Here is a 17,402-nt window from a genome sequence, read left to right on the forward strand (position 1 = left end):
TCCTGTTTTCGGGCGTGCAGCTCTTCCACCAGGGCCCGAGAGCAGTGCTCGGTGATCTGGGCAATGGCGGCAATGGTGCCTGGAGTGTCGATGGCTTTTCCCTCACACATGGCGTAGTAGCCCCCGAAAATGGCGAAGTTGAGATAGACATTGAAGAACAAATCGTCCTCATATTGGGGATAGGCCTGGAAAATCCGCTCTTTCAGGGCGGCGTGGAGCTTTACCACGAAATTTCCCCGCTGGGGGCCGGAAAACAGCTTGTCAATCCGGGCAGACTGGGCGTAAAAGGCCAGGAATAGCTCCTGGGTGAACTCTTTGGGGTGCTCTACTACGTATTGAGGGTGGGGGAGGTTGTCCACCACCTGCTGGATCAGCTCCTGCTCCAACTGATCGGACAGGTGGTAGATGTCTGTGAAGTGGGTGTAAAAGGTGGACTTGTTGATTTCCGCCTTTTCACACAGCTCCTTGACCGTGATTTTCTCCAGGGGCTTGTGGGCCCGCAGTTCCATAAAGGCGGTGATGATACTCCGCCGGGTTTTCTTCACTCGAATGTCCATATGCCCCGTCCTTTCCCGACACTTTGCTGCAAAGGTTGGTTATCCGACCGCTGGCCTCAGCTGCTGGTGTGCAGCGGAGATCCTACCATGTATACTCTATTATAATTGGAAAACCGACGATTGTCTAGAAATGTAAGGAGGTCGCCATGGACTTTTACGGATTTTACATGGGCCAGGAATTTGAGGCCTATCGCTTTCTGGGTGCCCAGGTGCAGGGGGACGGCAGCGTAGTTTTCCGCACCTTCGCCCCCAATGCCGCCAGCATCTCAGTGATCGGAGACTTCAACGGCTGGCAGGGCAGTGACATGCACAAGATCTACGACGGGAACTTCTGGGAGCTCACCGTTCCCCAGGTGGAAGTGGGGTCCCGGTACAAATTCCGCATCACCAGCCAGACCGGGAAGACCATTGACCACTGCGACCCCTACGGATTTGGCAGCGAAAAGCGGCCCAATACCGCCTCTGTGGTCCACTCCCTGGACCGCTATTCCTTCCAGGATGGGGCGTGGATGGACCGCAGGGGAGAGGGGTACCAGCAGCCCCTGAACATTTACGAGGTGCACCTGGGCTCGTGGCAGCGAAAATCCGATGCCCCCGATGACTGGTACACCTATGAGGAGCTGGCCCAGCGGCTTATCCCCTACGTCAAGGAGTGCGGCTATAACTACATAGAGTTGATGCCTCTGGCTGAGCACCCCTGTGATGCCTCCTGGGGGTATCAGGACACCGGATTTTTCAGCCCCACCTCCCGCTATGGAACCCCCGATCAGCTGCGGTTCTTCATTGACCAGTGCCACCAAAACCACATCGGGGTCATCATGGACTTTGTCCCGGTACACTTTGCGGTGGACGACTACGCTCTGTGGAATTATGACGGCACTCCTCTCTACGAGTACCCCAACACTGCGGTGGGCCGCAGTGAGTGGGGCAGCTGCAACTTCATGCACTCCAGAGGGGAGGTCCGAAGCTTCCTTCAGTCGGCGGCTCTCTATTGGCTGAAGGAGTTTCACGTGGACGGCCTGCGCATGGATGCGGTGAGCAATCTCATCTACTGGCAGGGAGACCCGGGACGGGGGGAGAACCGTGGGGCCATCCAGTTTTTGCAGACCATGAACCAGGGCCTCAAGCAGCGGCAGCCCCACGCCCTGCTCATTGCCGAGGACTCCACCTCCTATTCCGGTGTGACCCGGGATGTGGCCCACGGCGGGCTGGGCTTTGACTACAAGTGGGATTTGGGGTGGATGAACGACACCCTGTCCTACTTCCAGACCCCGCCCCAGATGCGTCCACAGCACTACCATAAACTCACCTTCTCCATGATGTATTTCTATCAGGAGCGGTATTTGCTTCCTCTGTCCCACGACGAGGTGGTCCACGGCAAGGCCACCATCCTCCAGAAGATGCACGGGGACTATGAGGAGAAGTTCCCTCAGGCCAGAGCCCTGTACTGTTACATGATGGCCCATCCCGGAAAGAAACTTAACTTCATGGGCAATGAGATTGGGCAGTTCCGGGAGTGGGACGAGAGCAGGGAACAGGACTGGAATCTGCTCCGTTATCCCAAGCATGATGAATTGTTCCGGTTCATCCGGGACCTAAACCACCTGTACCTCAACCACTCCGCCCTGTGGCAGGAGGATGACCGAGAGCAAGGGTTCCGGTGGCTGGACTGCCACCAGGAAGAGCGGTGCATCTACGCCATGGAACGGCGCAGCGCCAAGGAGCGTCTGGTGTTCGTGTTTAACTTCTCGGACCAGACGCAGGACGGCTACCAACTCCCTGTGGAGGGGTGCACCGGACTACGGCCCATCCTCTCCACGGAGTGGGAGGAGTACGGCGGGGGCGTAAAGCGGGACGAGAACGTCTTGCACGTCCAGCACAACCAAGTTCAACTCTCTCTTCCTCCCTATTCGGGGCTGTGCCTGGCGGTGGAAGGATAAACAGCAACCAGGCCTGAAATCGTTAGGATTTCAGGCCTTGCTGCACATGAGAGTGGCATGTTCAGAAGAGGGAATGAAGGGGGGCGTAGTATGGAGAATTCGTTAATTCATTGCTTTTTTGGAAAGAAAAAGTCCTGAACACGTTTGTGTTCAGGACTTTGGTGGAGATAAGCGGGATCGAACCGCTGACCTCTTGAATGCCATTCAAGCGCTCTCCCAGCTGAGCTATACCCCCGAGTTGTTATTTTGTTTTTGCGGCGGTCTCTCGCGCCGACAAAAGTGAGTATATCAGAGAGGGGGTGGTTTGTCAACAAGAAATTTCAAAAAATCTAAATTTTTTTCTTGGCCCTTTGTGCCTCTTGTTTCCGGCCTCGTGTGCCCGGGAAATAACGTGGTCAAGATAGGGCGCATAGGACAGGCGGGGGAAGCCTGCACAGCTGGCCACGCACCAGAGAACTGCCTGCATGAAGATCTACTTCTTGGGAGCAATGCCATACGTGGAGGGATACCCGTATGATGTCTAATAATTATAGAGGTATATGAATAGCGGTGTAGGGCTTATTTTAGCCTCTGCAAAAAAATCTGAAATTTTCTGAAAAAAGCCCTTGACTTTTCTTGCACCCCCTGTTATACTAACACTCGTTCCGCAGGGGACACGACAAAAACGAATACGACCTGGGGGTATAGCTCAGCTGGGAGAGCGCTTGAATGGCATTCAAGAGGTCAGCGGTTCGATCCCGCTTATCTCCACCAAAAGACCTGAAACCGATTGGTTTTAGGTCTTTTACTTTTTCTCTGTGTGTTGCATCTGGATAGGCTCCATGCTATCATGATAATAACAAGAGGAACGGAAAAAGCACGAGGTGATAAAGATGAAGCATTTGAAACGATGCCTGTTGCTGCTAATTGCGTTGGTTGTGGGCGCTGGACTGGGCCACATCCTGTTGTCGGAATTTGAACCGCTGCGGCTGATTGCTTTTCTTGTGCTGTGTTTGGCTTTGGGGGAACTGTTCTATCAGATTGATCAAAGAACGCAAGAGCAATCGTGAGCGTGGGGAGCCGTTGCATCTGACAAACTCTTTACCGTACCTGGGTGGCTCTGTTTACCTGTGCGTGCTATGGTTTCCTTATCCGATGCCATGGAGAGAGGGAGCCGGAAGATGAGAAAGCTACAGATGTGGGATTTGGCCTCTGCACTGGTGTTTTTGATGGGGGCTGTACTGTTTGGTGTGCCCTGTTTTCGGTATGAGGTGGTGACACCGCTATCTGGGCTTGGTGCGCTGGTTGCGGTAGCTGGGGTGATCATGGGGCTGGTGAAGGTGCGTTGCCCGTGTTGCGGGGCTTTTCTTGGTGTTCTGGTGTCTCCTAAACGTCCCTTTTGTCCCAGTTGTGGGCGCAATTTAGAAAAAGTGCTGAGATAAGAAAAGCTCTGGAATCCTCAAAGGTTCCAGAGCTTTTTTCATCGATTGAGCCAGAAAATCCCCAAGTTGAGATACCCGGCAAAGGCTACCCACGCCAGATAGGGCAGCATCAGCCAGAACGTGCGGCGGTCCAGGGCGGAAAATTGCAGGGTGGTGAGGAGAAAGAGGCACCACAGCAGCACCAGCCAGAAAAAGGACATCAGATACAGCCCCAGGTTGAAAAAGAGAATGGACCACAGGAAGTTAAATCCCAACTGAATGCCGTAGAACGTCAGGGCCCGCTTGACCAGTTTTTCCGGGCCCTGGGACCGGACCACCAAATAGGAGGCAATCCCCATCAGCACAAAGAGCACCGTCCACACCACGGGAAACAGCCAACCCGGCGGGGAGAGAGGCGGCTGGTTGAGGGCCTGAAAGTCCTCCATAGCGCCCCGGGTCACCCAGCCGGACAGGCCGCCCACCGCCAGGGGGATGCCAATGTACAGCACAAATTGACGTAGTTTGTGACTCATTCCCAGCACCTCCGTTGCGGCTATTGTATGCTGCGTTGGGGAAAATTATGCAAACAAACACCCCGTGAACCGTTCCGTGGTCCACGGGGTGTTGCGTTAGGCCTGAGAGGCGGTTTCGTCCAGTTTGCGGTAATGCTCCGCCTGGGCAGGGGAGAGGGTCTTGATGCCGAAGATAAAGAAGAGAATGTGGAACAGCCACACACAGCCCAGGACGATGCGGCCCACCGGGACGCTGCCCATCATGAAAAAGCCGATGGACATCACTAAGGTGACCGTGACCATGATGCGAAGTTTGGTGCGCCAGGTCATGCCCCGGCCTTTGGCAAAGCTCTCCAGATTGTTTTTATACAGCTTGGTGGAGGTGAACCAGTTGTGCAGTCGCTGAGAACTGCGGGCAAAGCAGAAGGCCGCCAGCATCAAAAAGGGAAAGGCGGGGAGCAGGGGCAGCACAGCGCCAACGGCGCCCAGTGCCAGGCTAATACAACCCAATAGGATATAGAGCACTTTTTTCATGGTATCATCTCCTGTTTTGTCTTTGTTTCTCTTTTGTACTCTCCCACACGTGGCGCAGGGCCAGAATGGGGTGGTGGAGGAGCATCCGGGGCCCGGCGTAGCGCATGACCTGCCGAATTTGCTGGGCCATGTCCTTCCGGTAACAGTGCACCTTGCAGTTGGAGCAGAAGGTTTTCGTCTCCATAAAGGGGCATTTGTCGCTGCGCTCCATGGCGTAGTCCTTTAGCGCCTGACACTGGGGACACAGCTGCCCGGTGTGGGTGTGGTGAACGCCGTGGCAGTAGATGGCGATCATCTGCCCCACCACCTTTTTCTCCCGCAGGCGTTTGTTCTCCACAGCGGAGGCCATCAGCTCACCCTCCCATGCTCCACCGAGTGCACCTGGTCGGCAATACCCATGGTGGACCGGCGGTGGCTGACCAAAATCACCGTGCGCTGGTTCCGCTCCCGGTGGAGGGAGCGGAGAATTTCCGCCTCGTTGAGGCTGTCCAGATTGCTGGTGGGCTCATCCAGCAGCAGGAAGGGGGCGTTGTGGAGGAAGGCCCGGGCCAGTCCCAGCCGCTGCCGTTCGCCGCCGGACAGGGTGTCCCCCAGTTCTCCCACCGGGGTGTCGTACCCCTGGGGCAGGGTGAGGATGAAGTCGTGGATGGAGGCCTTCTTGCAGGCCTCTTCCACCTCCTCCCGGGTGGCGTCGGGGCGGGCAATGAGAATATTTTTCAAAATGGTGTCGTGGAACAGGTCGGTGTCCTGGGTCATATACCCTTGCATGGAGCGCAAATCGGAGGTATTGATGTTCCGTACGTCTCGCTCCGAGATGGTCACCTCTCCGCTCTGGCGGTCCCAGAACCGCATGAGCAGCTTTAAGAGGGTAGACTTGCCCGAGCCGCTGCGGCCCACAATGCCCACCACCTTCCCCTTGGGGAAGTCCAGGGTCAGACCGTCCAGAATGGTCTCACCGCCGTAGGAGAAGGTGAGATCCTCGCAGGCGGCCCCGTGGAATCGGGTGGCGGACTGTCCGGACACCTCTTCCACCACCGGGGTCTCGTCCAGAATGTCTAGCACCCGCCGGGCGGCGGCAAAGGTGCTCTGGAGGGTGGCGCCCAGGTTGGCCAGAGCCACCACCGGGCCAAAGGAGGACATGAGGGTAATGAGGGGGACCAGCACTCCGCCAAAGTTTACCTGTCCCTGTTCCAGCAGTACCAGCCCCAGGGCCAGAAGAGCCAGGTCGTAGACCCAGATGACGGTGTAGGTGACGGCGGTGTTGGTGCCGGTGATACGGCTCATGTCCTGCTGCACCCGGCTCAGATCGTCGGTGCGGCCCTCCAGCTCACCAAGACGCTGGGCCTGGCCGTGGTACTGGATGGTCTCATCCACCCCCCGCAGGCTGTCCAGTACAAAGGCGGACAGCTGCCCTGCCTTCTGGCGCATCCGGTTGCCGGTATCCCCGGAGCGGCGAGAGGCCAGCACGGGGAGGAGAATACCCACGGTGGCGTAGGCCAGCAGGGCCAACACCCCGTAGGCCCAGTGGAACCAAGCCAGGAAGGCGGCGGTGAGCAGGCTCATCACCAGGGCAATGGCGGCCGGGGAGATGGTGTGGGCGTAGAACACCTCCAGCAGCTCAATGTCGGAGGTGATGACCGAGATCAAATCCCCCTTGTCCCGCCCGTCCAGCTTAGCAGGGGCCAGGCGGCGCAGGGCGGCAAATACCTTTTGGCGCAAAATGGCCAACAGTTTAAAGGCAATGTAGTGGTTGCAGGTCTGCTCTCCGTAGCGAAACACCCCGCGCAGCAGGGCACACAGGGCGGCGACCAGGAAAATCAAGGGCAGGGTGTTCTGGTGGTTGAGGACGGCGAGAATGCCCACACCGCCCAGCACCGGGATCAGGGTGGCGGCGATGAAGCCCAGCACCCCCAGAGTGATGGCCAGGAGCATCACCCCGGTGAGGGGCCCTACCAGCGTGATGAGGCGGGCCATACAGGATAGATTGCTGCGCGGTTTCATGCGGGTACCTCCTCTTGGTTGAATTGTTCCAGCTCTTGCTGCTGGTCCCACAGCCGGGCATACAGCCCGCCTTGGTCCAGCAGCTGCCGGTGGGAGCCATGCTCCACTACCCGACCGCCCTCCATGGTGTAAATGACGTCCGCCCCGGCCACATTGGCCAGACGGTGGGAGATGACCAGCACCGTGTGGGTGCGGGAGAGACGGTGGATTTGCTCCATGATCTCGTTTTCACTGTCCACATCCACGTTGGAGGTGGCCTCATCAAAGATATACATGGGGCTGTCGTGAAGGAGCGCCCGGGCCAGGGCCAGACGCTGGCGCTGGCCGCCGGAGAAGTTGCTTCCGCCCTCCTGGAGCTTGGTGTCCAGCCCCTGCTCGCTGTGGAGGAAGGGGGCCAGATTGACCTGCTCCAGCACTGCCCACAGCTCGTCGTCCAGCGCCTCCGGGCGGGCCAGCAGCAGGTTGTCCCGCACCGTGCCCTTGAAGAGATAGCTTCGGTGTCCGATGTAGGTGCAGTGGGCCATGAGGCTGTCCTCGGACAGGGAAGACAGCTCCTTGCCCCCTAAGGTGATGTGTCCTCCATAGCCCCGGTTGCGGCCCATGAGCAGGGCAGACAGAGTGGATTTTCCGCAGCCGCTCTCGCCCACCACGGCGGTGAGGGAGCCGGGGGTGATGGTCAGGTCCACCCCCTGGAGGATGGGCCGCTGGCCGTCATAGGAGAACGTGACGCCCCGGCACTCCAGGGTGGGATTGCCCTCCACGGATTCAGCAGAAGGGGCGGGCACCTCCAGGTCCAGCAGGGCGTAAATCTTCTGGGCTGCTGCCATGCCGTTCATGGCTACGTGGAAGAAGCTTCCCAGCAGCCGCATGGGGAGGAAGAACTCCGCCGACAGCAGGATGATGGCAAAGCATCCGGCGGGGGTGATGTGCCCCTGGGACAGCTGCATGAGGGCCAGAATGGCCCCCAGAGCTGCCCCGCCATAGGCGATGAGGTCCATAATGACAATGGAGTTGAGCTGCATGGTGAGCACCTTCATGGTCACCTTGCGAAACTCCTCCGCCTGCTGAGCCATTTCCTCCTGACGAGCCTCATCGGCCTGATAGATTTTCAAGGTAGTCAGGCCCTGGAGATTCTCCAAGAAGTGGTCGCCCAGACTGGTGTACTTTCCCCAGTACTTGGCCAGCAGCTTTTTGGCAAAGGTCTGCACCGCCGCAATGGCAATGGGGATGAGGGGCACGCACACCAGCAGCACCACGGCACACATCAGACTGATGGGGGCCAAGAAGATAAAGAGGGTCACGGGAGCCAGCAGGCTGTAGAAGAACTGGGGCAGGTAGGAGCCAAAGTAGATCTCCAGCTGGTCCACTCCTTCCACCGCCACCTGAACCACCTGAGCGGTGGAGGTGCGCTGGCGGTAGGAGGCCCCCAGGGTGTACAGCTTGTCAAATAGAGCCCGGCGCAGGGTGGATTTCACCTGCCGAGAGGCCAAATGGCTCATGCGGGCGGCGGCCCGCAGGGCAAACCACCGCACCACCAGAGCAACCAGGGCAATTCCTCCCGCAAAGGGGAGACTGGAGGATACCGGGCGGCCCTCCAGCAGCTGTCCCAGGAGCCAGCCCAGGGTAAACACCAGGGCGGCATTGGCCACCATGGAAATCCACTGGCAGGCCACATTTCCGGCAATAAATTGTTTGCTGTCCGGCACCATGCCCAACAGCCGTTTGTCCATCATCATGGGAATCTCCTCTCCTTTGAATTGGCTCAGGCTAACAGAAATGAAAAAAAGAAAGTTAGCAAAAGCTAACGTTTTGTGCAAAAAAGAACAGGGCGAAGTTACCCTATGCAAACTATAGCACATTCCAGGCGGTGGTGCAAGCAGAAAATGGGGGGAGGGCATAGGATGAAGGGGGAAACCCCTGGAAGGAGGATGCCTAGATGGGAATTACCAGTTCAAATAAAGTGGTGGACCGCAGCGAAGTGAGCTGTGACGGCGAATTTCAGGTGACGCTGGCACTGACGGCGGCCCCAGACATCATTGAGAACCCCACCGATATTGTATTGGTGTTGGACCGCTCCGGCAGCATGTCAGGCGTGCCGCTGGCCGCCATGAAGGAGGGGGCAGACACCTTTATTGACATCATACAGCAGGCCACCGACGACGGCAGCGGCAGCGGGGACTTGGGCTCCGGCACCCGCATGGGGGTGGTGAGCTTTTCCTCGTCCGCTGTGGTGGATGCGCCTTTGACGGCCTCGGTGAGTCAGTTGAAAGGAGCGGTGGACGCCCTCAACGCAGGTGGCACAACCAGGGGGACGCCTTTGCTATGGCCACCCAGCTGTTGGAGACGGGGACCAATCCGGTGAAGGTGATGGTGCTGTTTACCGACGGCAACACCACTGCAGGACCGCCCCCGGCCCCCATTGCGGCCCAGGCCCGGGACAAGGGCATTATCATCTACTGTATCGGGCTGGTGGGGTCGGATGGCCTGGATGTCAGCGCCCTGAACAACTGGGCCACCGACCCGGACTCGGTGCATGTGGCCATTGCCCCCACCCCTCAGGACTTGGAGGAGATTTTTGCAGAGTTGGCGGCCAACCTCACCAAGCCCGGCGCCACGGATTTGAAGATTGTGGAGCAGCTCAACCCCGATTTTGAGATCGTCAACATCGTGACCCCGGCCAAGGGCAGCGTGGAGCAGCAGTCGGACACCCAGCTGGCCTGGAAGATGGACAGTCTGGGCGTCAGCGGGGTGGAAAGCGCCACCCTGGCTTTCCGGGTCCGCCATCGGGGCGTGACTGGGGGCGTGAAGAAGGTCAATCAGTCCATCCAGTACAGCGACGCCTAGGGAAACTTGGTGGACTTCCCCGACCCCACCGTGAACGTGAAATGTGACCTGGTGGTGTGCGCCGAGCCCTGTCCCACCCCGGTGGACGTGGTGGCGGAGGGGTGCTCCGACACGGTCGTGGTGGACGTGGGGGATGTGCAGCTGGGGGCCCAGGGGCGTATCATCCAGCTGGAGGTGACGGTGAAGGACGTCTGTCCCAACCGCCGGGTGGCCTTAGGCGTGATGTTAGAGGAGGTGGGCCCGGACGGGAAAACAGAGCCCCGTGGGTTTAAGGCGTACACCATTCCCGCCCACACCCAGCCGGGATGCCGGGACGTGCAGGTCCAGTGCATCCGCTTTGTGGTGCCCGAAGATGTGTCCCTGGGGGGAAGTCTCTGTGTGACACCCGCCGCTTCCAGGTCCAGCTTATCGCCCAGGAGATGGATTGGGAGTTCCGCTGTCCGTAAACCAATCGCTATGCCAGGTGGGGAGATTCCCCACCTGGCAAAATTTTTTTGAAAACCTGTTGGAATAACAACAGAAAGAGGCGGCAAACCTGTGCTACCATGCTCCTTGTCATAAGAAAGGTTTAAGACGCTGTCAGCGGTGGCATTCTATGGGTATCAACCGGAAGGGAAGTGCTGATATGAATGCGACAGTGGATCAATATCTGTGTATCGGGTGCGGGGCCTGTGTCGCCTTGTGTCCTCGGGTGTTTCGTATGGGAGAGGACGGCAAGTCGGGGGTGAGCCAGGCGGTCACGGAGGAGACCTTGTCCCAGGTGCAGGAGGCCATTGACTCCTGCCCGGTCACCGCCATCAGCTGGCTGGAACACGAGTAAAAGGAGTTATTCACATGGAACAAAAGATGTTTTGCTACCAGTGCCAGGAGACCGCCGGGTGCCGTGGGTGCACCATGGTGGGGGTGTGCGGCAAGCAGCCGGACGTAGCCGCCATGCAGGACCTGCTGGTGTATGTCAGCCGGGGCATTTCCGCCGTCACTACGGCTCTGCGTAAGGAGGGGAAGACGGTTGCCCCGGAGATCAACCATCTCATTACCCTCAACCTCTTCACCACCATCACCAACGCCAACTTTGACCGGGAGAGCATCGAGGCCCGCATCCGGGCCACGCTGGAGGCCAAGGCTCAGCTGCTGGCCCAGCTCGGCGATACCGCGAACCTGCCCCAGGCCGCCCTATGGGACGGCGCTGGGGACTGGGAGGAGAAGGCCAAGACGGTGGGGGTGCTGTCCACCGAGAATGAGGACATTCGCTCCCTGCGGGAACTGATTACCTACGGCCTCAAGGGCCTGTCCGCCTACTCCAAGCACGCCAACGCCCTGCTCCAGGACGACGAGGACGTGGACGCCTTTTTGCAGCGGGCACTGGCCGCCACCTTGGACGACAGCCTCACGGTGGACCAGCTGGTGGCTTTGACCATGGAGACAGGCAAGTACGGCGTGGCGGGCATGGCCATGCTGGACAAGGCCAACACCACCGCCTATGGAAACCCTGAGATCACCCGCGTCAACATCGGGGTGGGCAAGAATCCCGGTATTCTGGTCTCCGGCCACGATCTGCGGGACCTGGAGATGCTGCTGGAGCAGACCCAGGGCACCGGGGTGGACGTGTACACCCACTCGGAGATGCTCCCCGCCCACTACTATCCCGCCTTTAAGAAGTACCCCAACTTTGTGGGCAACTACGGCAACGCCTGGTGGAAGCAGAAGGAGGAGTTTGAGTCCTTCCACGGCCCCATCCTCATGACTACCAACTGCATTGTGCCCCCCAAGGATAGCTACAAGGATCGGCTGTACACCACCGGGGCCGCCGGATACCCCGGCTGTACCCACATTCCCGGCGAGATCGGGGAGCAGAAGGACTTTTCTGCCCTCATTGCCCATGCCAAGACCTGTGAGCCTCCCGCCCAGTTGGAGACCGGGGAGATTGTGGGCGGCTTTGCCCACGCCCAGGTGCTGGCCCTGGCTGACCAGGTGGTGGAGGCGGTGAAGAGCGGCGCCATCCGCAAGTTTGTGGTCATGGCCGGCTGCGATGGCCGAGCCAAGAGCCGGGAGTACTACACCGAGTTTGCCAAGGCTCTGTCCCAGGACACGGTGATTCTCACCGCTGGCTGCGCCAAGTACAAGTACAACAAGCTGCCTCTGGGTGACATCGGCGGCATTCCCCGGGTGCTGGACGCCGGACAGTGCAACGACTCCTACTCTCTGGCGGTCATCGCCCTGAAGCTCAAGGAGGTGTTCGGGCTGGAGGACATCAACGACCTGCCCATCATCTATAACATCGCCTGGTATGAGCAGAAGGCGGTTATCGTGCTCCTGGCCCTGCTGTACCTGGGAGTGAAGAACATCCACCTGGGTCCCACTCTCCCCGCTTTCCTCAGCCCCAACGTGGCCAAGGTGCTGGTGGACAACTTCGGCATTGCAGGGATCGGCACCGTGGAGGGGGACATGAAGCTGTTCTTCGGCGAGAACGCCTGATTTTCCCCGTGAAATTCCTTGCTTTTTGTTGGAATAACAACATACTTTTTCCGGGGAAAGGTGTATACTAAACGTATTCCCACACAGAGTGAGGCGTTTTCGTATGCAGAGAAATGAGATGATCGATCAGATTACTTGGAAGATGGTGGACCACGACCGGGGCAGCGCCAAGCGCATCCAGCACTTTTTAAAGGTGCACCGGTTTGCCCAGCTCATCGGCCGGGGAGAGGGGCTGGACGCCCACACCCAGCTGGTGCTGGAGTGCGCCGCCCTGGTCCACGACATCGCCATCGGCCCCTGCAAGGCCAAGTATGGCCGGTGCACCGGCACCTTGCAGGAGCAGGAGGGCCCGGCCTACGCCCGGGACCTGCTGGCGGAGTTCCAGCTGCCCCAGGCCGACGTGGACCGCATCGGCTACCTGGTGGCCCACCATCATTCCTATGACAATATCCAGGGTATGGACTATCAGATCCTGGTGGAGGCGGACTTCCTGGTCAACTTCCACGAGGACAAGATGGAGAAAGAGACGGTACAGGAGACCATGAACCGGATTTTCCGTACTGAGACCGGGAAACGGCTGTGCCGGACCATGTTCGACCTGGACCAGTGACCCGTTCCGCGAGCGGAGGTCCCTTCCAGTGGACGTAAAAATGAAAAACATCAGCAAATCCGAGGTGTTGGTCTTAAAAGACCAGGTTACCTATCAGCAGGGCCAGGTGGTTAGCAAAACTCTGGCCCAGAACGATGCCGTGAGCATCACCCTCTTTTCCTTTGACAAGGGAGAGGAGATCAGCACCCACCAGTCCGGGGGAGACGCCTTTGTCACCTGCCTGGACGGGGTGGGGAAGATCACCATCGACGGGGTGGACTATCTGCTCCATGAGGGGGAATCCATTGTGATGCCCGCCGGGCACCCCCACGCCGTGTATGGCCAGGAGCAGTTCAAGATGCTCCTGGTGGTGGTATTCTAATCAAGGAAGGTGAAATGTATGAAAGCAGTGGTAGATCAGGATCTGTGCATCGGCTGCGGCCTGTGCTGCGGCACCTGCCCCGACGTGTTCCGTCTCAGCGGCGAGGGCAAGTCTGAGGCCTATCAGGAGGCCACGGAGGACAACCGGGGCCTGGTGCAGGAGGCCATTGACGGATGCCCCGTGTCCGCCATCAGCTGGGCCGAGTAACTTCCAATCCAGACAACGCCGGAGTGCAGCCATGTGCTGCGCCCCGGCGTTTTTGGCGTCCGGTGATTGAAAATCCGGCGCAATCCTGTATAATGGAGGAAAGTAACCACTAGGAGGAACCAAACCATGTATCAAGAGACATCCCGTGAAGTGCTCAACTTCATTGAACATAGCCCCAGCTGCTTCCACGCGGTGGAGCAGCTCTCCCAGATGCTGGACCAGGCCGGGTATCAGCGTCTGAAAGAGTGCAACGGCTGGACTCTGGAACAGGGGGGCAAGTATTACGTCACCCGCAACGGCTCGTCCATCATTGCCTTCCATGTGGGCCAGCAGCTGGACAATTACCACTTCCAGATCACCGCCTCCCACAGCGACTCTCCCAGCTATAAGGTGAAGGAGAAGGCGGAGCTCAAGGGCAAGGGCGGCTATCTCCAGCTGAACACGGAAGGGTACGGCGGCATGATCTGCTCCAGCTGGCTGGACCGGCCTCTGTCTCTGGCTGGCCGAGTGCTGGTGCGCCAGGGCAACGTGGTGGAGACCCGGCTTCTCAACATCGACCGGGACCTGCTGCTCATCCCCAACGTGGCCATCCACATGAACCGGGACGTGAATTCTGGCATGAAGTACAACCAGCAGGTGGACATGCTCCCCCTGTTCTCCGCCGGGGAGTGTGGAGAGAACAGCTACTATGAGCTCATCGCCCAGGAACTGGGGATGAAGCCGGAGGACGTTGTGGGCTGTGACCTGTACCTCTACCCCCGGGTGGCCCCCTCCCTGTGGGGCGCCAAGGAGGAGTTCATCTCTTCCCCCCGCCTGGACGACCTCCAGTGCGCCTATACCTCCATGAAGGCCCTGGTGGACAGCCACAACCCCCACGGGGTCAACGTGTGCTGCTGTTTTGACAACGAGGAGGTGGGCTCCGGCACCAAGCAGGGCGCTCTGTCCACCTTCCTGCGGGACGTGCTCCAGCGGGTCCACGCTGCCCTGGGCCATGCCCCCGAGGACTACTTCCGGGCGGTGGCCAAGAGCTTCATGGTGTCCTGTGACAACGCCCACGCCGTCCACCCCAACCACCCGGAGAAGACGGACGGGGAGAACTGTGTGTATATGAATAAGGGCATTGTGGTGAAGTTCTCCGCCAACCAGAAGTACACCACCGACGGCATCAGCGCCGCCATCTTCATGCAGCTGTGCAAGGACGCCCAGGTTCCGGTGCAGACCTTCGCCAACCGCAGCGACATGGCAGGAGGCAGCACCTTGGGCAACCTGTCCACCCAGCAGGTGTCCCTCCACACCGTGGATGTGGGCCTGCCCCAGCTGGCCATGCACTCCACCTATGAGACGGCAGGGGTGAAGGATTCCGCCTATATGGTCCAGGCCCTCACCGCCTTCTATAATACCGACCTGGACATCACCGACAGCGATCGGTTTGTGCTGGGCTGAGAATACGAGAAACGAGGTGTGTTTCATGGGCCAACCGCTGCAATTTTGCCGAGGCGGTGGATGCACCGCCAAGCTGGGCCCTGCGGCCCTGAGCCGGGTGCTGGAGAAGCTGCCCCGGCCCACCGACCCCAATTTGCTCATTGGCGCCCAGTCCAGCGACGACGCCGCAGTGTACCGCCTCACCGATGACCTGGCCATCGTCCAGACCCTGGACTTCTTCCCACCCATGTTGGACGACCCCTACCTCTTCGGGCAGGTGGCTGCCACCAACGCCCTCAGTGACATCTACGCTATGGGGGGAGAGGTGAAGACGGCGCTGAACATCGTCTGCTTTCCCGAGGAGATGGACCTGAACATTCTGGGCGAGATCCTCCGGGGCGGCAGCGAGAAGGTGCTGGAGGCCGGGGGCTCCCTGGCCGGGGGCCACTCCATCGCCGACCAGGAGGTGAAGTACGGCCTGTCTGTGACAGGGGTGGTCCACCCCCAGCGAATTCTGGCCAACAACACCGGAACCGTGGGGGACCACCTCATCCTCACCAAACCTCTGGGGGTGGGCCTGCTGTGTACCGCCGCCCGGCTGGGCCAGGCGGACCCCCAGGCCTTCCAGGGAGCGGTGAAGTCCATGACCACCTTAAACAAATACGCCGCCCAAGTGGCGGCCAAGTACCGGGTCCACGCTGCCACCGATGTGACAGGGTTCGGATTGTTGGGGCACCTCCACGAGATGATGCGCCCCGACCTGTCCGCCCGGATTTTCGCCCACGCCCTGCCCGTGCTGGACACGGCCCTGGAGTGTGCCGACGAGTTTTGCCTCACCGCCGCCGGGCAGCGCAACCGCAACTTTGCCGCCCAGCGGGCGGTGCTCCACGGGCTCACTTTTGCCCAGGAGGAACTGCTCTTTGACCCCCAGACCTCGGGGGGACTGCTGCTGGCGGTGGAGGAGGCGGATGCTCAACCTCTGCTGGAGGAACTGCGCACGTTAAATCTGCCCTGCGGCGACATCGGGACCATTCTGCCCCGGTTGGACGCAGAGATCATTGTAGAACCGTAAACAAGAGGAGGAAATGAATATGGAAGTTCTGGTGGATGCCCGTGGCAAGGCATGTCCCTTGCCAGTGATTGAGACTCGCAACGCTCTGCGGGAGCACGGCGCTCCCGTGGTGACCCTGGTGGACAACGACATTGCCCGGCAGAACGTGGAGAAGATGGCCCGTCAGATGGGCCTGAATGCCGATACTCAGCAGGCGGAGGGGGGCTGGCGCATCACCCTCACCGCTGCAGGACAGGGCTTTGACCCGAACGGCCAGGAGGTGGAAGACCTCATGGAGAACATTCCCCCCTGCACTGTGCCTGTCCAGGGCCCCACTGTGGTGGTGCTGTCCTCGGACCAGATGGGTATGGGGGACGAGGTGCTGGGCCGGGCCCTGATGAAGGGCTTTGTCTACGCCCTCACCCAGCTGGATGAGGCCCCGGCCACCGTACTGCTCTACAACGGCGGCGCCAAGCTGTCCGTGGAGGGGGCGGAGACGGTGGCGGACCTGAAGACCCTGGAAGAGGCTGGGGCTGAAATCCTCACCTGTGGCACCTGCCTGAACCACTATGGTCTCACCGAGAAGCTGGCGGTGGGCAGCGTCACCAACATGTATGTCATTGCCGAGACCATGGCCAAGGCCGGAAAGGTCATCTGCCCATGAGAGGCGTGGTAGTCGTCCGGGGCGGGGGAGACCTGGCCAGCGGGACCATCCTGCGCCTGTACCAGTGCGGGGTGCGAGTGTTGGTGCTGGAGTGCGCCCAGCCTACCGCCATCCGCCGGGCGGTGGCCTTCTGTGAGGCGGTGTATGACGGTGTGACCCAGGTGGAAGGGGTGACCTGTCGCCGCATTGACACCCCGGAGCAGGCCGAAACAGTGTGGGCGGCGGGGGAGATTCCCCTGCTGGTGGACGAGACTGGGACGTGCCTGCCTCAGGTCCGGCCTGTGGCCCTGGTAGACGCCATTCTGGCCAAGCGCAACCTGGGTACCACTCGGGATATGGCCCCTATCACCGTGGCCCTGGGCCCTGGCTTTGTGGCTGGGGAGGATGTGGACGCCGTGGTGGAGACCATGCGGGGCCACCGTCTGGGCCGGGTGCTGTACACCGGAGCCGCCCAGCCCAACACGGGGGTGCCGGGGAAGATCGGCGGCTACGACAAGGAGCGGGTCATCCACGCCCCGGCGGACGGGGCCCTGGTGCCCTGCACAGCCATCGGTGACGTGGTGCAGGCGGGGCAGACCCTGGCCATGCTTGGAGACGTGCCGGTGCCCGCCACCATTGCCGGCGTGCTCCGAGGCCTCATCCGGGCGGGATACCCGGTGACCAAGGGCCTGAAAATTGCAGACATTGACCCCCGACTGGGAGAGCGGGAGAACTGTACCACCGTCTCGGACAAGGCCCGGGCCATTGCCGGGGGCGTGTTGGAGGCCCTGCTCCACCTGACCCAGGAGAGAGGCCTCACCCGTTGTCTGCTGGGGGAGGGGTGA

General features: G+C 60.0%; 19 protein-coding genes, 2 tRNA genes and 1 pseudogene. 15 read left to right on the plus strand and 7 right to left on the minus strand.

Annotation, left to right across the window (positions count from 1 at the left end; genetic code table 11):
• Window positions 1–557: TetR/AcrR family transcriptional regulator (locus E0L15_RS06265; protein WP_168124949.1), on the minus strand; the 557-nt coding region annotated here is incomplete at its 3' end.
• Between the two features lie 146 nt (window positions 558–703).
• On the opposite strand from E0L15_RS06265, the gene glgB reads away from it, so the two are divergent.
• Complete coding sequence (gene glgB / locus E0L15_RS06270; protein WP_168124950.1) at window positions 704–2,497, plus strand: 1,4-alpha-glucan branching protein GlgB; 1,794 nt, start codon at window positions 704–706, stop codon at window positions 2,495–2,497.
• Between the two features lie 159 nt (window positions 2,498–2,656).
• Here the strand turns inward: glgB and E0L15_RS06275 are convergent.
• Window positions 2,657–2,732, minus strand: a tRNA-Ala gene (locus E0L15_RS06275).
• A 442-nt stretch (window positions 2,733–3,174) separates the two neighbouring features.
• Here E0L15_RS06275 and E0L15_RS06280 point away from each other — a divergent pair.
• From E0L15_RS06280 to E0L15_RS06290, 3 genes are all read left to right on the plus strand, one after another.
• Window positions 3,175–3,250, plus strand: a tRNA-Ala gene (locus E0L15_RS06280).
• Window positions 3,251–3,369: 119 nt separating this feature from the next.
• Window positions 3,370–3,546, plus strand: a complete 177-nt coding sequence (locus E0L15_RS06285; RefSeq protein ID WP_168124951.1) for a hypothetical protein — start codon at window positions 3,370–3,372, stop codon at window positions 3,544–3,546.
• Window positions 3,547–3,657: 111 nt separating this feature from the next.
• The gene (locus tag E0L15_RS06290; protein ID WP_168124952.1) at window positions 3,658–3,918 is read left to right on the plus strand and encodes a hypothetical protein; all 261 of its coding nucleotides are present in this window, start codon (window positions 3,658–3,660) and stop codon (window positions 3,916–3,918) included.
• A gap of 38 nt (window positions 3,919–3,956) precedes the next feature.
• Here E0L15_RS06290 and E0L15_RS06295 read toward each other — a convergent pair whose 3' ends face one another.
• From E0L15_RS06295 to E0L15_RS06315, 5 genes are all read right to left on the minus strand, one after another.
• Window positions 3,957–4,430, minus strand: a complete 474-nt coding sequence (locus E0L15_RS06295; RefSeq protein ID WP_168124953.1) for a TspO/MBR family protein — start codon at window positions 4,428–4,430, stop codon at window positions 3,957–3,959.
• A 96-nt stretch (window positions 4,431–4,526) separates the two neighbouring features.
• Entirely contained in the window at window positions 4,527–4,943 is a 417-nt protein-coding gene (locus E0L15_RS06300) for a YbaN family protein (protein ID WP_168124954.1), read from the minus strand.
• A 4-nt stretch (window positions 4,944–4,947) separates the two neighbouring features.
• Window positions 4,948–5,292, minus strand: a complete 345-nt coding sequence (locus tag E0L15_RS06305; protein WP_168124955.1) for a nitrous oxide-stimulated promoter family protein — start codon at window positions 5,290–5,292, stop codon at window positions 4,948–4,950.
• Window positions 5,292–6,944, minus strand: coding sequence for a thiol reductant ABC exporter subunit CydC (gene cydC / locus E0L15_RS06310; protein WP_168124956.1), 1,653 nt, complete (start codon window positions 6,942–6,944; stop codon window positions 5,292–5,294). The genes E0L15_RS06305 and cydC overlap by 1 nt, the downstream gene beginning before the upstream one ends.
• Window positions 6,941–8,677 (minus strand): ABC transporter ATP-binding protein/permease, encoded by a 1,737-nt coding sequence (locus tag E0L15_RS06315; RefSeq protein WP_168124976.1) that lies wholly within the window; start codon window positions 8,675–8,677, stop codon window positions 6,941–6,943. The genes cydC and E0L15_RS06315 overlap by 4 nt, the downstream gene beginning before the upstream one ends.
• Before the next feature lie 374 nt (window positions 8,678–9,051).
• Here E0L15_RS06315 and E0L15_RS12345 point away from each other — a divergent pair.
• The 11 genes and pseudogenes from E0L15_RS12345 to yqeB all read left to right on the plus strand — a co-directional run bounded on the left by E0L15_RS12345 (window position 9,052) and on the right by yqeB (window position 17,402).
• Window positions 9,052–9,788: pseudogene (locus E0L15_RS12345) on the plus strand (VWA domain-containing protein).
• 30 nt (window positions 9,789–9,818) lie between these two features.
• Complete coding sequence (locus tag E0L15_RS12350; RefSeq protein ID WP_243155413.1) at window positions 9,819–10,286, plus strand: hypothetical protein; 468 nt, start codon at window positions 9,819–9,821, stop codon at window positions 10,284–10,286.
• A gap of 127 nt (window positions 10,287–10,413) precedes the next feature.
• A complete protein-coding gene (locus E0L15_RS06325) occupies window positions 10,414–10,608 on the plus strand; it encodes a ferredoxin (RefSeq protein ID WP_087228756.1) in 195 nt (64 codons plus the stop codon).
• A gap of 14 nt (window positions 10,609–10,622) precedes the next feature.
• Window positions 10,623–12,263, plus strand: coding sequence for a hydroxylamine reductase (hcp, locus tag E0L15_RS06330; RefSeq protein ID WP_168124957.1), 1,641 nt, complete (start codon window positions 10,623–10,625; stop codon window positions 12,261–12,263).
• A gap of 103 nt (window positions 12,264–12,366) precedes the next feature.
• On the plus strand, window positions 12,367–12,873 hold the full coding sequence (locus E0L15_RS06335; protein WP_168124958.1) for an HD domain-containing protein: 507 nt from the start codon (window positions 12,367–12,369) through the stop codon (window positions 12,871–12,873).
• Window positions 12,874–12,901: 28 nt separating this feature from the next.
• Window positions 12,902–13,234: a cupin domain-containing protein gene (locus E0L15_RS06340; RefSeq protein WP_087371899.1), complete on the plus strand. Its 333-nt coding sequence runs from the start codon at window positions 12,902–12,904 to the stop codon at window positions 13,232–13,234.
• 18 nt (window positions 13,235–13,252) lie between these two features.
• Window positions 13,253–13,441 carry a ferredoxin gene (locus E0L15_RS06345; RefSeq protein ID WP_087371903.1) on the plus strand — a complete coding sequence of 63 codons (189 nt, stop codon included), beginning with the start codon at window positions 13,253–13,255 and terminating at the stop codon, window positions 13,439–13,441.
• A gap of 126 nt (window positions 13,442–13,567) precedes the next feature.
• Entirely contained in the window at window positions 13,568–14,884 is a 1,317-nt protein-coding gene (locus E0L15_RS06350) for a M18 family aminopeptidase (protein WP_168124959.1), read from the plus strand.
• A 25-nt stretch (window positions 14,885–14,909) separates the two neighbouring features.
• Window positions 14,910–15,935 (plus strand): selenide, water dikinase SelD, encoded by a 1,026-nt coding sequence (selD, locus tag E0L15_RS06355; protein ID WP_168124960.1) that lies wholly within the window; start codon window positions 14,910–14,912, stop codon window positions 15,933–15,935.
• Window positions 15,936–15,954: 19 nt separating this feature from the next.
• Complete coding sequence (yedF, locus tag E0L15_RS06360) at window positions 15,955–16,578, plus strand: sulfurtransferase-like selenium metabolism protein YedF (protein ID WP_168124961.1); 624 nt, start codon at window positions 15,955–15,957, stop codon at window positions 16,576–16,578.
• On the plus strand, window positions 16,575–17,402 hold the full coding sequence (gene yqeB / locus E0L15_RS06365; protein WP_168124962.1) for a selenium-dependent molybdenum cofactor biosynthesis protein YqeB: 828 nt from the start codon (window positions 16,575–16,577) through the stop codon (window positions 17,400–17,402). Before yedF ends, yqeB begins: the two co-directional genes overlap by 4 nt.

It is taken from the genome of Pseudoflavonifractor sp. SW1122, from assembly GCF_012027765.1.
GTDB lineage: Bacteria > Bacillota > Clostridia > Oscillospirales > Oscillospiraceae > Enterenecus > Enterenecus faecium.